The organism is Pseudomonas sp. NPDC087803 (assembly GCF_044742995.1).
Taxonomy (GTDB): domain Bacteria; phylum Pseudomonadota; class Gammaproteobacteria; order Pseudomonadales; family Pseudomonadaceae; genus Aquipseudomonas.
In genome coordinates this window covers 1-1701 of the sequence record NZ_JBIUVO010000151.1, presented here as the reverse complement: position 1 = coordinate 1701, position 1701 = coordinate 1, and the positions used below count along the sequence as shown (strand labels likewise).

General features: G+C 56.3%; 2 protein-coding genes. Both read right to left on the bottom strand.

The genetic code is table 11. From position 1 onward, the window contains the following. Positions 1 to 991, bottom strand: a 991-nt coding sequence (gene nusA, locus ACIOUG_RS27090; protein ID WP_401070255.1) for a transcription termination factor NusA, incomplete at its 3' end; no start/stop codon positions are given. A 47-nt stretch (positions 992 to 1038) separates the two neighbouring features. After that, the gene (gene rimP, locus ACIOUG_RS27085) at positions 1039 to 1497 is read right to left on the bottom strand and encodes a ribosome maturation factor RimP (protein WP_401070258.1); all 459 of its coding nucleotides are present in this window, start codon (positions 1495 to 1497) and stop codon (positions 1039 to 1041) included. Between the last annotated feature and the right edge of the window lie 204 nt (positions 1498 to 1701).

Below are 1701 nucleotides of genomic sequence, written 5' to 3'. Positions count from 1 at the left end.
TCGCCAGAAGCACGTTCTGACCACCCCGACCGATGGCCTGAGACTGAGTGTCTGCGCCAACGGCGATGTCCATGGCATGGGCATCTTCGTCAACGATAATCGCCGCCACTTCTGCCGGCGACATGGCATTGATCACGAACTGCGCCGGGTTATCGTCCCACAGGACGATATCGACACGCTCGCCACCCAACTCGCCCGACACGGCCTGGACGCGCGAACCGCGCATACCGATGCACGCGCCCTGCGGGTCGATGCGTTTGTCTTTGGAACGGACAGCGATCTTGGCACGCGAACCCGGATCACGGGACGCCGCCATTACTTCGATCAGGCCTTCAGCGATTTCCGGCACTTCGATGCGGAACAACTCGATCAGCATTTCCGGCGCGGTACGCGACAGGATCAGCTGCGGGCCGCGGTTCTCGGTGCGGATTTCCTTGAGCAGTGCACGCAGACGCACACCGACACGGAAGGTTTCGCGAGAAATGATGTCTTCACGAGCCAGCAACGCTTCGGCGTTGTTGCCCAGATCAACGATCACGTTGTCGCGGGTGACTTTCTTCACGGTGCCGGAGATGATTTCTCCCAGGCGCTCGCGATAGGCGTCGACCACTTGAGCGCGCTCGGCTTCACGCACTTTCTGCACAATGACTTGCTTGGCAGTCTGTGCGGCAATACGGCCGAACTCGATGGATTCGATCTTTTCTTCGACGACGTCGCCGACCTTGGCGCCCGGATGCGTTTCGGCAACCTTGCTTGGCCAGGTTTCGATCGCAGGATCGTCGAGATCATTCTCTTCGACGACCGTCCAGCGACGGAAAGTCTCGTAGGAACCGGTGTGGCGGTTAATCTCCACACGCAGGTCAACTTCGTCTTCAAAACGCTTTTTGGTAGCAGTGGCCAGAGCCAGCTCCAGCGCTTCAAAAATCACGCTTGCCGGTACGCCCTTTTCATTGGATACCGACTCAACAACCAGCAGTACATCTTTGCTCATAGTACGACTCGCCTTTCGCAAGACAATGGATCAGCGGGATCCGCGTCTCAGACAAAACTGTGAATAATGTTGGCCTTGTCGATCATATCGATCGGCAACAGGAACTCATGGTCTTCTACCTGCACCACGACATCCTGTTCTTCTACACCGCGCAGAAGGCCCTGAAAGTTGCGTCGACCTTCGAAAGGCGAGCGCAGCTTGATCTTCACTTGTTCACCGGCAAATTTTGCAAACTGCTCAAGAGTGAACAGTGGGCGTTCCATGCCAGGCGAGGAAACTTCGAGGGTGTATTCAACGGAGATCGGATCTTCAACATCCAGGACGCCACTGATCTGACGGCTGACAATGGCGCAATCGTCCACCAGCACGCCACCCTCTTTATCGATATAAACACGCAACATCGAGTGACGACCTTGAGCCGAAAACTCGATACCCCAGCATTCATAGCCTAGGGCCACGACCACCGGGGCCAACAAGGCCTGCAACTCTTCTAGCTTGCTCGACACCTGAACCCCCTCGTGCATGTAAATGCATGCGCTGCAAAATAAAAAAATGGGCGAAACGCCCATCCTTGAAACGCCGTCGAACAGCGGCGCAGAAAGTATCCAGCTAACAAAAAGCCCCTGAAAAGGGGCTCCTTAAACTGGTTGCGGGGGCCGGATTTGAACCGACGACCTTCGGGTTATGAGCCCGACGAGCTACCAGACTGC